General features: G+C 67.0%; 12 protein-coding genes. 5 read left to right on the forward strand and 7 right to left on the reverse strand.

All coding sequences use genetic code 11. From position 1 onward, the window contains the following. Positions 1-66: 66 nt before the first annotated feature. From ACEUEL_RS10565 to ACEUEL_RS10595, 7 genes are all read right to left on the reverse strand, one after another. A complete protein-coding gene (locus tag ACEUEL_RS10565) occupies positions 67-1,104 on the reverse strand; it encodes an L-idonate 5-dehydrogenase (RefSeq protein WP_405704565.1) in 1,038 nt (345 codons plus the stop codon). Between the two features lie 39 nt (positions 1,105-1,143). Then, on the reverse strand, positions 1,144-2,424 hold the full coding sequence (locus ACEUEL_RS10570) for a TRAP transporter large permease (protein WP_405704566.1): 1,281 nt from the start codon (positions 2,422-2,424) through the stop codon (positions 1,144-1,146). Continuing rightward, complete coding sequence (locus tag ACEUEL_RS10575) at positions 2,421-3,002, reverse strand: TRAP transporter small permease (RefSeq protein ID WP_405704568.1); 582 nt, start codon at positions 3,000-3,002, stop codon at positions 2,421-2,423. The genes ACEUEL_RS10570 and ACEUEL_RS10575 overlap by 4 nt, the downstream gene beginning before the upstream one ends. Before the next feature lie 154 nt (positions 3,003-3,156). Then, positions 3,157-4,173 carry a TRAP transporter substrate-binding protein gene (locus tag ACEUEL_RS10580; protein ID WP_405704570.1) on the reverse strand — a complete coding sequence of 339 codons (1,017 nt, stop codon included), beginning with the start codon at positions 4,171-4,173 and terminating at the stop codon, positions 3,157-3,159. Positions 4,174-4,234: 61 nt separating this feature from the next. Then, positions 4,235-5,005, reverse strand: a complete 771-nt coding sequence (locus ACEUEL_RS10585) for an SDR family oxidoreductase (RefSeq protein ID WP_405704572.1) — start codon at positions 5,003-5,005, stop codon at positions 4,235-4,237. Between the two features lie 17 nt (positions 5,006-5,022). Then, positions 5,023-6,222: a mandelate racemase/muconate lactonizing enzyme family protein gene (locus tag ACEUEL_RS10590; RefSeq protein ID WP_405704574.1), complete on the reverse strand. Its 1,200-nt coding sequence runs from the start codon at positions 6,220-6,222 to the stop codon at positions 5,023-5,025. A gap of 139 nt (positions 6,223-6,361) precedes the next feature. After that, complete coding sequence (locus ACEUEL_RS10595) at positions 6,362-7,168, reverse strand: FadR/GntR family transcriptional regulator (RefSeq protein ID WP_405704576.1); 807 nt, start codon at positions 7,166-7,168, stop codon at positions 6,362-6,364. Positions 7,169-7,292: 124 nt separating this feature from the next. On the opposite strand from ACEUEL_RS10595, the gene ACEUEL_RS10600 reads away from it, so the two are divergent. From ACEUEL_RS10600 to ACEUEL_RS10620, 5 genes are all read left to right on the forward strand, one after another. After that, positions 7,293-8,420, forward strand: coding sequence for a metallophosphoesterase family protein (locus ACEUEL_RS10600; RefSeq protein ID WP_405704578.1), 1,128 nt, complete (start codon positions 7,293-7,295; stop codon positions 8,418-8,420). Continuing rightward, positions 8,417-11,050, forward strand: coding sequence for an AAA family ATPase (locus ACEUEL_RS10605; protein ID WP_405704579.1), 2,634 nt, complete (start codon positions 8,417-8,419; stop codon positions 11,048-11,050). The genes ACEUEL_RS10600 and ACEUEL_RS10605 overlap by 4 nt, the downstream gene beginning before the upstream one ends. Before the next feature lie 77 nt (positions 11,051-11,127). Further along, the gene (locus ACEUEL_RS10610; RefSeq protein ID WP_405704581.1) at positions 11,128-11,430 is read left to right on the forward strand and encodes an ArsR/SmtB family transcription factor; all 303 of its coding nucleotides are present in this window, start codon (positions 11,128-11,130) and stop codon (positions 11,428-11,430) included. A 62-nt stretch (positions 11,431-11,492) separates the two neighbouring features. Further along, positions 11,493-12,482 (forward strand): zinc-dependent alcohol dehydrogenase family protein, encoded by a 990-nt coding sequence (locus ACEUEL_RS10615; RefSeq protein WP_405704583.1) that lies wholly within the window; start codon positions 11,493-11,495, stop codon positions 12,480-12,482. A gap of 31 nt (positions 12,483-12,513) precedes the next feature. Next, positions 12,514-12,828, forward strand: a complete 315-nt coding sequence (locus ACEUEL_RS10620; RefSeq protein WP_405704584.1) for an antibiotic biosynthesis monooxygenase family protein — start codon at positions 12,514-12,516, stop codon at positions 12,826-12,828. Positions 12,829-13,146: the final 318 nt, after the last annotated feature.

Below are 13,146 nucleotides of genomic sequence, written 5' to 3' on the forward strand. Positions count from 1 at the left end.
GTCCTGTCGATCCGATGGCGAAACGCCGGTGCAGGCTCCCCCTCCCGGGAGCCGGCCGCCTCCGCATCAGCCGCCGAAACGGAATTGCACCTTCATCGCCTTGCGGCGATCCGAGGCCAGCGCGAAGGCGGCGGGCGCCTCCTCGATCGGGAAGCTGCCGGTCAGCAAGGGACTGAGATCGACCGTGCCGGACGAGATTAGCTCGGCGGCGATGGCGAATTCCTGGTCGAAGCGGAAGCTGCCGGAAATCTGCAGCTCCTTGGCGACGATGCTGTTCATCGGCAGCGACAGGTCGCCGCCAAGGCCGACCAGCACGATGGCGCCGCGCGGACGCACCAGTTCGATGGCCGTCGTCAGCGCGCGGCCGTTGCCGGAACATTCGATGGCGGCGTCGACGCGGCCTTTGTTCTCGCCCAGGTCGGCGAGCGCATCGGTACCGTTCGAGACATCGACGCAGCGCGTCGCGCCGAGGCGGGCGGCGATCGCCAGCGCCTCGGGGGCGATGTCGGTGGCGATGATCTCCGCAGCGCCGGCCAGCCGGACGCCGGCGATGACGAGGCATCCGATCGGGCCGCATCCCGAGACGAGCACCGTCTTGCCCGCGAGGTCGCCGGCCTGCGCCACCGCATGCAGCGCGACCGAGAACGGCTCGCACAGCGCGGCAAGCCCCAGCTCCACGTCGGGCGCCACCTTCAAGGCCTGCGCCGCCGGCACCGTCATCTCCTCGCGGAAGGCGCCCTGGACATGGGGAAAGCGCATCGCGCTGCCATAGAACCGCATGTCGAGGCACTGGTTGCGCAGGCCGCGCCGGCAATATTCGCACGCCCCGCACGGTCCGCTGGGGTTGACCGCCACCTTGTCGCCGACGGCCAGGGCCGTCACCGATGATCCGACGGCGGCGACCGTGCCGGCCACCTCATGGCCGAGCACCATGGGCTGCTTCAGGCGGACCGTCCCGAAGCCCCCCGCGTGGAAATAGTGCAGATCGGACCCGCAGATGCCGCCCGCCCCCATCCGCACCACCACCTCGTCGGGGCCGGGTGCGGTGGCGGGCATGGGCTCGATGCGCAGGTCGTGCGGGGCGTGGATGACGATGGCACGCATGGCGATAGGTCCTTGAATGCAGGGAAGAGGATGACCCGCTCAGCGGGTCATCCAGGCAAGCGGCCACATGACGATCTGCGGGAAGGCGACCAGCAGAAACATCACGATCGTCTGCGCGATGAGGAAGGGCAGCACGCCGCGGATGACGCCGCTCATCGGCACCTTGGCGACGCCGCAGACGACGTTCAGCACGGTCCCGACCGGCGGGGTCACCAGGCCGAGCGCGTTGTTCATGATGAACAGCACGCCGAAATAGACCGGATCGATCCCCGCCTGCTTGATCACCGGCATCAGCACCGGCGTCAGGATCAGCACCGTCGGCGTGAAATCGAGCGCCGTGCCGATGATGAACACGAGGATCATCAGGATGGTCATGAGCAGGATCGGGCTGTCCATGAACGGGGCGACGATCTCGGCGAGCTGCTGCGGGATGTCCGCCGTCGTGATCAGCCAGGCCGACACGCCCGCGGCGGCGACCAGGAACATGATGACGGCGGTGGTCTCGGCGGCGCGATAGATCAGGTGGAACAGGTCGCGGACCTTGATCTCGCGGTAGATCACCAGACCCACGAACAGCGAGTACATCGCCGCGATGACCGCGGCCTCGGTCGGCGTGAAGATGCCGAACTTCAGACCGCCGACGATCACCACCGGGAGCAGCAGGGCCCAGAACGCATCGCGCGTTTCCTTCAGGCGCTCGGGAAAGGACAGCCGGGGCTCGACCCGCGGGTTGTCCTTCTTGATGCACCAACGCCAGGCCAGCATGATCGCCAGGCCCATCAGGATGCCCGGCACGATGCCGGCGATGAACAGCTTGGTGATCGAGACGCCCCCGGTCACGCCGAAGATGATCATGCCGATCGAGGGCGGAATGACCGGCGCGATGATGCCGCCGCAGGCGATGAGGCCGCAGGAGCGGTTCACATCGTAACCGGCATTGCGCATCAGCGGCACCAGCACCGAGGCGAGCGCCGCCGTGTCGGCCACGGCCGAGCCCGACAGCGAGGCCATGATCACCGCGGCCATCACCGCGACATAGCCGAGGCCGCCGCGGATATGGCCGACCCAGGCCATGGCCATGGTGATGATGCGGCGGGTCATGCCGCCGGCGTTCATGAACTCGCCGGCCAGCATGAAGAAGGGAACGGCGAGCAGCGGGAAGCTGTTGGCGCCGTCCCACATGTTCTGGATGATGATCTGGGGATCGGTGAACCCCATGTAGAACATCATCACCAGCCCGCAGCCGATCAGCGCGAACGCCACCGGCATGCCGAGCGCCATGAGGGCGAGCAGGGATCCGACGAAAACGAAGACGATCACGACGGGCTCCCCTTGCGCGCAGTCTGCTCGACGAGCTCGTGTTCGACCTCGGCGATTTCCGACATGCCCTCTTCGTTGACGTCGATCAGTTCATCCTCGTTCACATGGCCGAGGAGGAGACGGACGAGATTGGCGAGGCAGATGACGGCGATGGCCGCGCCCGTCACGTAGCTGACGCCGTACACCCAGAGCGTCGAGATCTGGGCGACGGGCGAGGCATTGCCCGCGATGATTTCGTGCTGCAGCCAGGTGCCGTAGAGAATGTAGAGGCTGCAGACCAACATGATGGCCTGGCTGATGCCCCAGCAGAGCTTGCGGCCCAGCAGCGGCAGCGCCCGGACAACGATGTCCACGCCGAGATGGGCCCGCTTGTGCAGGCCGACGATGGCGCCGAGAAAGGTCAGCCAGACGAAGGCGAAGCGGGGCATCTCCTCGGACAAATCGATGCCGGTGTTGAAGACGATCCGGAGCACGACATTGCCGAAGACCATGACCAGCATCACGACCATGCAGATGACCATGACGACTTCGAGCAGGCGATAGAACGCAGCGATCGCCAACCTGAGCAGTTGGTTCATCGGAGCACCTCAGCGAAAGGGACAAACGTGCGGGCCAGCTGCCGGCCGGGCGCCCGCCGCTGCCGTCGCGCCAGCGGCGCGAGGGCAACGACAGGAACTCAGGGCCGATTTCAGGCGGTATGCGACGCGCCGGGAGCGTCCCGGCGCCTCATCGTCAGTTGCTGCCGCGCGCCTTGGCGATCTCGGCGTAGAAGCCGTCCACGAACTCGTCGCCGATCTGCGGCTTGAACTTCGCGACCACCGGCTTCACCTGCTCCTGGATCTTGGCGAGCTGCTCCGCGGGAACGGCATCGACCTCGACGCCCGCTTCCTTGAACTTGGCGATCACGTCCTTGTCGCCCGCGTCGAGCAATTCGCGCTGGTAGAGGCCCGCTTCCACCGCCGCCTTGCGGATCGCGTCCTGGTCAGCCGGGGAGAGCTTCTCCCAGAACTTCTTGGAGGCGACCAGCGCCACCGGCGTATAGACGTGGTTGGTCAGCGAGATGTACTTCTGCACTTCCTGCATCTTGTTGGCGTACATGTGCAGGAGCGGGTTCTCCTGGCCATCGATCGCCTTGACCTCAAGCGCCGGGAACACCTCCGAGAACGGCATCGGGGTGGCATTGGCGCCGATCGTCTTCCAGGTGTCGAGGGCCACCGGATTGGCCATCACGCGGAGCTTCAGCCCGGCGATGTCGTCGAGCTTGGTGACGGCGTGGCGGCTGTTCGAGAGATTGCGGAAACCCATGCCCGTCCAGGTGAGACCGACAAGGCCGGTCGGCTCGATCTTCTCAAAGATCTTCTTCGAGGACGCGCCGTCGAGGACCGCATAGACCTCCTTGGTGTTCTGGAACATGAAGGGCAGGTCCCACACCTGCACTTCCTTCACGCGCGTCGACAGCGGCGCGAGCGTGCCGATGTAGAACTCCTGCGTGCCCGCCTGGGTCGCCTGCAGCTGCTTCTCGTCGCTGCCGAGCAGGGCGCCGTGATAGGTCTGCACCTTCACGTCACCCTTGGTGTAGGTCGACACCAGCTCGGCGAACTTGTTCATCGCCGCCGCCTGGGGATGGCTGTCGGGCATGGCATGGCCGATCTTGGCCTTGATCTCGGCAGCTGCCGGGGACGCGGCGAGCGCGGCCGTCGCCGCCATCACGGCCAGCGAGGCGAGACGCATTCCGAAGTAGGATTTCATCGGTTTTCTCCTTGGGAATGTTGTTGTTCTTCGGGGGATGACCGCGGCGGTGCCGCGGGGTTCACAGGACGGCGAGAATGCCGCCATCGACGTAGATCAGCTGGCCGTTGACGTAGTCCGACGCGCGCGACGACAGGAAAACGGCAGCGCCTACAAGTTCGTCGGGCCTTCCCCAGCGCTTGGCCGGCGTCCGCCCCATGATCCAGGCGTCGAACTTGGGGTCGTTCATCAGGGCCTCGTTCATATCGGTCGCCATGTAGCCGGGACCGATAGCGTTGGCCTGGATGTTGTATTGCGCCCATTCGGCGACCATCGAATGGGTCAGCGTGCGGATGCCGCCCTTGGCTGCCGTATAGGGCGCGACGGTCGCGCGGGCCGCCTGGCTCATCAGCGAGGCGATGTTCACGATCTTGCCGCCGCGGCCGCGCGCGATCATGCGGCGCGCCGCCTGCTGGCTGACCAGGAAGGCGCTGGTGAGATCGACCTCGATGACGCGGCGCCAGTCGGCCGGATCGAGATCGATCATCGGCTTGCGGAACTGGATCCCGGCGTTGTTGACGAGGATGTCGATCTCGACGCCGTCGGCGTCCAGCGACTCGAAAGCGGCCGCCACGGCCTTGTCGTCGGTGACGTCGAAGGCGAGCGGACGGGCGTCGAAGCCCTCGCCCACGAGCGTGTCGCTCGCGTCCCCGGTCGCGGCCGCCTTGGTTCCGTTGATGACGACCCGCGCCCCGGCGGCGGCGAGGCCGCGGGCGATGCCGTAGCCGAGGCCGCGGGCGGAGCCGGTGACGAGCGCCGTGCGGCCGGCGAGCGAGAAGAGTTCGTGCGACATGACGTTTCCGTGCGTTTTCACAGGGCGCTGCGGCGAACGCTGAGGTCGCTGCGCGTAAAGACGTCGGGTTTCAGTTCGAGGCCGAGACCGGGGCCTTCCATCGGATAGGCGTAGCCGTTCTCGATGCGCGGCATGGCGGTGACGAGTTCGTTGTACCAGCCGCGATAGAAGGCGCGGACCGACTCCTGGATCAGCGTGTTGGGCTGGCTGAACGAGCAGTGGATCGCCGCCGCGAACGCGACCGGCCCCGTGCAATCGTGCGGCGCAAAGGGGCGATGGTAGGTATCGGCCTGGGCGGCGATCTTGCGGCCCTCGGTGAGCCCGCCGGTCCAGCACAGGTCGACCATCACCACGCCGGCGGCGTCGACGTTCAGGAAGTCCTGATAGGCGAAGCGCGAGCCGAGCGTCTCGCTGGCGCAGACCCAGACATCGGTGGAGCGCGCATATTCCGCCAGCGCCTGCGGCGAGTTCATGCGGATCGGGTCTTCGTACCAGGTCGGCGCGTAGGGCTCGAGCGCGCGGGCGATCTTCTTGGCGGTCGGCAGGTTCCACAGCGAGTGGAACTCGACCATGATCTCCATCTTGTCGCCGACGGCCTTGCGGATCTTCTCGAAGGGGAGAATGGCCGCCTTCATCTGCTCGGCGGTAATGTAATTGCCGCCCGTCTCGATGGCGGCGGGGTCGAACGGCCAGATCTTCATGGCCGTGATGCCTTCGTCGAGCAGGCTTTCCGCCAGCTCATCGGCGCGGTTCATGAAGGCGTCGAGGTCCTCGTAAGGACCCTCGGCGTCGCCGAGCCCCCAGGTGGACACCGGCTTGATGCTCATCGAGCGGACGTATTTGTAGCCCGCGCAGGTGTTGTAGAGGCGCAGCTTCTCATGCGCGAGGCCGCCCAGCATCTGGTGGACCGGCTGGTTGCAGAGCTTGCCGAAAATATCCCACAGCGCGAAATCGATCGCCGAGGCGGCGCGATACTCGACGCCGGTCGAGGCCTGCGCCAGCGGCAGGTTGACCATTTCGCGGTTCAGCGCCTCGATCCGCAGCGGGTCGCGGCCGAGCAGGCGCCCCGCCAGCGTGTCGTGGATGTGCGCCTCGACGGCGCCGGCGCCGTAGAAGGTCTCGCCGAGCCCGACCACCCCCTCATCGGTGTGCACATGGACCCAGAGCAGGTTGCCGAATTCGGCGAGGCGGATCGTCTCGATAGCGGTTATTTTCATCGCGGCGGCACTGTCACGGCAATAACCGACCTTGCCCGCGCGCAGGACGGCGGGTCGGTCGATCGGAAAGCTGAAAACGATACTCGGCTGTCGTCACCCGGCGGCATCGCCAGGGTAACGCGGGCGGCGGACCGCCTAATTATGTCTGGGCGACGTCATCGAGGTTTTCCTCCCGGGAATTGATACTGGTTTTCTTGTTGTTGCCCGCACCCGCGGGAGAAAGGGCCACAGGGTCGACGCCGGCGTCGGCGCTCATCCGCCCCTGCACCCGCAGAACATGACGCATGTCACGTTCCGCATCATTCAAAAGCTCGATCACGGCCGTCTCGGCGTCGACCGGGCGGTTCTGCACGATCGCCTCGCAGACGTTGCGATGCAGCGGCAGCGAACGCCGCCGACCGCCCGGCATGGCCGCCACCCGCTCGAAGCAGATGCGCAGCACCGTCGCCATGACGCTCTGCAGCTGGCTCACGAAAGGATTGGCACAGGCCTGGATGATCGTGCTGTGAAACGCGAGGTCGGCAGTGACATAGTCGCCCCGCCCTTCGACCGCCGCCGCCATGGCGTCGTAGGCGGCGCTCAGGGCGGCGCGCTCGGCCGCACTCGCCCGCTCGGCCGCCAGCCGCGCCGCAGCCGGCTCGATGATGCGGCGCAATTCCATGATATCCGTGCCGAGCGACAGATCGATCCCGTTCGCGTCGGCGCGCCAGATCATCACGTCCGGGTCGAGCAGGCTCCAGCGGCTATGCTCCAGCACCACCGTGCCGGTTCGCCGGCGCGCCTCGACCATGCCCTTGGCGGCGAGGCCCTTGATGGCTTCGCGCAGGACGATCCGGCTCACCCCCAGCTGGGCGCACAATACGGGCTCGGCCGGGATGACCTGGCCGGGGAGATAGACCCCCGCGCAGATATCCTTTCCCAGCCGGACCAGCGTATCGTGAGACATTGTCATGCATTCATCATACGTATGATGATTGGGGAGTCAATCGTCCCCATCCCCTCCCCCGCCGGCCACGTGGGCGCCGCGAGCCCGCTCGCCTTCGCCCCGCCCGGCGGTGTAAAAAGGCCCGATGGCCTTCCGATTCATCCATTCGAGCGACCTGCATCTCGGCAAACGCTTCGGGCAGTTCCAGGGGGACCTGCCGGCGCAGCTGCGCGAGGCACGCCATGCCGTGATCGGCCGGCTCGCCGAACATGCGAGGGCGCACGGGGCGTCCGCGATCCTGCTCGCCGGGGACACGTTCGACACGGAGACACCGGCCCCCGAGGTGCGGCGCCAGGCGCTCGCCGAGATGCATCATCACGCGCCCATCCGCTGGGTGATCCTGCCCGGCAATCACGACTCGCTACAGGCGGCCCCGCTCTGGGCCACGCTGCGCACGGAGGCGCCCGACAACGTGACGCTGGCCCTCGAGCCCACGGCGCTCGATCTCGCCCCCGGCGTCACACTCCTGCCCGCGCCCTGCACGACGCGGCGGCCGGGGCGCGATCTCACCGAATGGATGGACGGCGCGGCCACCGGCGGCGCCGCGATCCGCATCGGCCTGGCCCATGGGGCCGTCCAGCGTTTCTCGGAGGAAGGTGCGGGGCTCGATGTGATCGCCCCGGACCGCGCGCGGCGGGCCGGCCTCTCCTATCTCGCGCTCGGCGACTGGCACGGCGGTGTCGAGATTGATGCGCGCACCCGCTACAGCGGCACGCCCGAGCCCGATCGCTTCAAGCATGACCGGCCGGGCGAAGCCCTGCTGGTCTCGCTCGAGGGCGCCGACGCGCTGCCGCAGGTGACACCGCTGGAAACAGGCGCCTTCTCCTGGACCACCCTGACCCTCGACCTGCTCGACGGCGACGACGCGGTCGCATCCCTCGAAGCGCTTCTTCCCGAGCGGCGCCTGAGGCGGCGCGCCCTGATCGCGCTCGTCGCCGCGGGGCGGGCGCGTCTTCCGGTGCGGACGGCGCTTGCGGCGGCGGTGGGCCGGCTCCAGCCGGACTTCGCCCATCTCACGCTCGACGACGGCCGGCTGGTGACGGAGTGCGAGGCCGGCGATCTCGACGCCATTGATCGCGCCGGCGCGTTGCGCGAAGCCGCCAATGCCCTGATGGCCGAAGCCGACGATTCCTCGCGCTCGGCGGAAGAGCGTGAGATCGCCCGGGCGGCGCTGGGGCGGCTTTATGCCTATGCGCAGGCCGTGACGTCATGAAGCTGCTGGCACTGCGCCTGTTCAACGTGAAGCGCTTCGCCGGACGCGGCGTCGCGATCGAAGGCATCGGCGACGGCGTGAACGTGCTGTGCGCGGCCAACGAGTTCGGCAAGTCGACCAGCTTCGAGGCGCTGCACGCGCTGTTCTTCCAGCCGCATGCGAGTACGGCGGGCGATGTCCGCAATCTCCGGCCCTACAGCGGCGGCAATCCGCTGGTCGAAGTCGATCTCGCGACACCGGCGGGCACGTTCCGCATCACCAAGCAGTTCTACGGGCGGGGGGCCGCGCGCGTCGTCGATCTCGCGCGCGGGCAGATCGTCGCGCAGGCCGACGAGGCCGAGGCGTTCATCGCCGAACTGGTGGGCGGCGGCACCGCCGGCCCGGCCGGCCTCTTGTGGGTGCGCCAGGGCGCGACCGGCATCGAGAAGCGCAGCAAGTCCGAAGAAGAGGGCGAGACGAAGGTCCGGACCAGCCTGCTGCAATCGGTGCAGGGCGAAGTCGAGGCGGTGACGGGAGGCCGCCGCATGTCGCAGATCATGGCCGCCGTCGACGAGGCCCTCGCCCGGCTTGTCACGGCCACCGGGCGTCCCAAGGCCGGAGAACGCTACGCCGCGGCGATCGACGAACGGGACGCGTTGCAGCAGCGGGAGAGCCGGCTCGGCGCCGAGGTCAGGTCGCTGCGCGAGGCGCTCGACACGCGCTCGGCGGCGGCCCGGCGGCTCGCCGAACTGGACCGCCCGGAGGATCGCCACCAGCGCAGGCACGCCATCGAGGCCGCGCAGGCCGCCTTCGATGCCGCCCGGAGCCGGGCCGAGGCGCTCCGTGCCGCCGAAGCGGAACTGAGGCTGCTGCAGGAGCAGCGGAGCAACGCCCATCGCGCGCTCGGTGATTTCCGCGGTGCCCTGGAGAAGGCAACCGGTCTCGATGCCGAGTTTGCCGACCACGAGCGCCGACGCGCTCAGGCCCTGGCGAGCCGTGAGGCAGCCACGGCCTCCGCGCGGGGCGCCCGCGCCGCCGTCGAGGCCGCGGAGGCGGCGGAGCAGGAGGCGCGCACGCGTCTGACCCGCCTCGAGGCGGCGCTCGGCGCACGGGACGCCGCCGCGCGGCTGTCCGAACTGGAACAGCGGCTCGAAGCCGCCGAAGCCGTCCGTGAGGAAATCGAGACCGGCGAGGCCGAGCTGAAGCTGCTGCGTCTGCCGGAGGCGCCGGTCCTGGAACTCGAAGCGCTCGACCTCGACATCGCCAAGCTACGTGCCCTCGCGGAGGCGGCACGCCCCTCTCTCGTGGTCGCCTACGCGCCGGCGGCACCGGTCGTGACGCTCGACGGCGAGCCGCTGCGGCCGGGCGAGGCGCGCAGCTATGACGGGCAATCCGAACTCGCGATCCCCGGGATCGGGACCGTCACGCTGCGATCGGGTCGGGAGAGCGGTGGCGAGAAGCCGCTGCAGGCGGCGGAAGAGCGGCGCCGTGTCCTGCTGGCGTCGATCGGCGTCGGCGATCTCGCATCCGCCCGCGCGCGGCGGTCCGAAGCGCAGCGTGCCGAAGCTACCTTGCGCGAGAAGAAGATGCGCATGCAGTTGCTGGCGCCGGAGGGGCTGGCAAAATTGCGGGCCGAGATCGCGTCTCAACGGGCGGCCGCGGCGGCCGGTCTCGAACTCACCGAAAATCCCGATCAGGTGCGCGGTGCGCACGCGGACGCGGTGGACCGGCTGCTGGCTGTCCGCGAAGCCTGGCGTGCAGCCGAACTCGTGCAGTCGAGCGCCGGCGATGAACTGCTCGCCGCCGAGCTCGGCGTCGCCCGGGTGGAGGCCCAGCGCCAGGCCCTCGAAGCGATCCTCGGGCCGGCACCGGGGCGCGGCGATCGCGAGCGGATGCTGGCGATGCGGCTGGCCGATCTCGACGTGTCGTTCGCGCGGCAGCAGGAAGCCGTCGAGCGTCTGCGAAAGGACGCCGCGGACCTCGCGTCAGCCGAAGCCACGTTGCGCCGCCTGCGTTCCGTGGGACAGGCGGCCGAGGAGGAGGTCGGCAGGTTGAGGGAGGAGATCGCCGGCCTCACCGCTGAAATACGCGCCCGTTCCGAGGATGCGGTCGAGGAGAAGTGGCGCGAATGTACGGAGGCTCTGGCATCCGCCACCCAGCGCGTCACGCGGTACGCCAAGGAGGTCGCCGTCCTCCAACGCTTGCGCGCGGCGCTCGAAACCGCACGGGGCGATGCCCGGGAGACCTATCTGCGTCCGGTCATGACCGAGCTGCGCCCCCTGCTGGGCCTGCTCTTCGACGACGTGTCGATTTCCTTCGACGAGAAGACGCTGCTGCCGCACAAGATCTCGCGTAACGGGCAGGAAGAGGACGTCGACCGCCTCAGCGGCGGCATGCGCGAGCAGCTTTCGGTGCTGACGCGGCTGGCCTTCGCCCGTCTCCTGGCCCGCGACGGGCGCCCTGCCCCGGTGATCCTCGACGATGCGCTGGTCTATTCCGACGACGACCGCATCGAGAAGATGTTCGACGCCCTGCATCGCCAGGCGCGCGACCAGCAGGTCATCGTCTTCTCGTGCCGCCAGCGAGCCTTCCAGAAGCTGGGCGGGAACGTACTGCACATGGCCGACTGGACGCCGGACGGCAGGATGTAGGCCCGCGAACCGGCTCGTCGCCCGCAGCGCTCTTCTGAGCGCATTGACATATCGGAAAATGTCGATATATAGAGAACATGCAACTGCTCGAAATATTCAAAGCCCTGTCAAACCGGACACGCCTTGAAATCGTGCAAGGTTTGAAGGACCCCGTAAAGAACTTCCCGCCTCAGGACGAAGGTGACGTTCATACCGTCGGCGTCTGCGTCAGCAGCATTCAGGAGGGTGTCGGACTGTCACAATCGACGGTTTCCGATTACCTCGCGACATTGCAGCGCGCGGGCCTGATCGAGGTCAAGCGCATCGGTCAATGGACATACTACAAGCGGAACGAGGCGACGATCAAAGCTCTGGCCGAGATCATCGGGAAAGAACTGTGATCTTTTGACCTGATATATCGGAAATTCTCGATATCCCTTTTTAACGAAATGAGGACGCGAAAATGAAAGCCATGACACTGAACGCCTTTGGCGGCCCGGAAGCGTTCGAACTGAGCAACGTTCCCAAGCCCGTTCCGCAGGCGGGGCAGGTTCTCGTGCGCGTACATGCCACGTCGATCAACCCGCTCGACTACCAGGTGCGGCGCGGCGACTACCGCGACTATGTTCCGCTTCCGGCCATCACCGGCCATGACGTTTCCGGCGTCGTCGAAGCCGTCGGTCCCGGCGTGACGGCGTTCGCGGCGGGCGACGAGGTCTGGTACACACCGCAGATCTTCGACGGGCCGGGCAGTTATGCCGAGTACCATGTCGCGAACGAAAACATCATCGCCAGGAAACCCGCCGCGCTGAACCATCTGGAAGCGGCAAGCCTGAGCCTTGTGGGCGGCACCGTGTGGGAAGCTCTCGTCACGCGTGTCTCTCTCAGAGTGGGCGAGACCATCCTGATCCACGGCGGCGCCGGCGGTGTCGGTCACGTGGCGATCCAGGTTGCCAAGGCGATCGGCGCGAAGGTGTTCACGACCGTGCGCGAAGACAATTTCGAGTTCGCACGCCGTATCGGCGCGGATGTGGTCATCGACTACCGGAAAGAAAACTATGTCGACGCCGTCCTGCGGGAAACGGATGGCCGCGGGGTCGACGTCGTGTTCGACACGATCGGTGGCGACACCTTGTCCACCAGCCCGAACGCGCTCGCTCAGCTTGGCCGGATTGTCTCGATCGTCGATACCGCACAGCCGCAAAATCTCATCGAGGCCTGGGGCAAGAACGCAAGCTACCACTTCGTCTTCACCCGACAGAACCGCGGCAAGCTTGATGAGCTGACGACACTGGTCGAGCGTGGCCAGCTCCGGCCGCATGTCGGCGCCGTCTATGCGCTCGAAGACCTCCCGCAAGCCCATGCGCTGCTGGAGACCCCCAACAACGGTCTTCGCGGCAAGATCGCCATCGCGGTCAACCCGTCGGCCGGCACCACACGCGCCCGCGCCTGAGCGCGGCCCGCCACTCTCTACAGGTGAAATCATGATTTACGAGATCGCTATGCTGCCCGTTTACAGGGATCATATTGAAAATTTCAGACAGGCCTTCGCCAAGGTCGCGCCGTTGCTCAGCCGCGCGGAGGGTTACCAGGGCCACCTTCTGGCGCAAGGCGTCGAAACGCCCGAACTGTTCCACCTGATCGTGCGATGGCGCTCGCTCGCAGACCACACACAGGGCTTCGAGAAAAGCCAAGACCATGAAACCTTCATGGCGGGCTTACAGGAGTACTTTTCGGACGAACCACGAGTTCATCACATCGAGGGCGCGGCCTTTTCGACGGGCGGCCACCTTCCTTAGATGGATCACAAGCGCAGTTGATGGACGCTCGTTGGATAAAACTAATAAACCTCCCTTTTCCGCCAGTACCTGCGATAAGAGAAACGTATTCAAGACGGCGTCATGCCGGATCATCCGGTAGACGCCCAGTGGAATAACCTAACGCGACGATGTCTGCAGTTTTGGACTGCGGTCCAAATCTAACTCTTTTGCCGAGGCGCGGCACCGAAAACACTCCGAAACGGTGCGCCCGCGGCGTTGCGCGCCGGCAGCACATGCCAAGGGGACACGCCGGAACACAGCAAGATCGGCACCAATCCCGCAGCCTGTACACCGCGA

It is taken from the genome of Ancylobacter terrae, from assembly GCF_045108345.1.
Lineage (GTDB): Bacteria > Pseudomonadota > Alphaproteobacteria > Rhizobiales > Xanthobacteraceae > Ancylobacter.